We start from the raw sequence: 448 nt of genomic DNA, 5'->3' as shown, positions 1-448 counted from the left end.
GTCTTCATAGCTGACGATATCGAAACCTGCGCCGCCAATCAGTTGGTCGGCACCTGCGCCTCCCATCAGGATGTCATTGCCGGCACCGCCGGTAATAACGTTGTCAGAGGCATTGCCACGAGCATTGAAGTTGCCGGTACCGGTGAAAGTCAGACGCTCGACTTCACTGGCCAAGGTGATGGTGTTCAGTGTGGTGCGCACTTCGTCATCACCGCCGCCGGCCATTTCCAACACGTTCTGGCTGGCCGAACCGTTGATGATGTACACGTCGTTGCCGGCACCGCCGTAGAAGGTCGTGGTGCCCAGCGATGCGGTGAATACGTCGTTGTAGTTCGAGCCAATAATGGTTTCGAAATCCGAGAACGTGTCACCTTGCGCGTCGCCGCCCAGACCGGTGCCCACACGCGCGGCGGTCATGGTGATGTTGACGCCTTGCTCCGACTGCGCG

1 protein-coding gene is annotated in these 448 nt (G+C 59.2%); it reads right to left on the bottom strand.

Annotated features, from left to right (window positions below):
• Positions 1-448 (bottom strand): calcium-binding protein (locus ACM6IN_RS20460; RefSeq protein ID WP_414916616.1); only part of this gene is annotated, 448 nt, incomplete at both ends.

It is taken from the genome of Pseudomonas sp. IT-P395 (assembly GCF_949767675.1).
GTDB lineage: Bacteria > Pseudomonadota > Gammaproteobacteria > Pseudomonadales > Pseudomonadaceae > Aquipseudomonas.
This window is presented reverse-complemented; position numbering and strand designations above follow the sequence as displayed.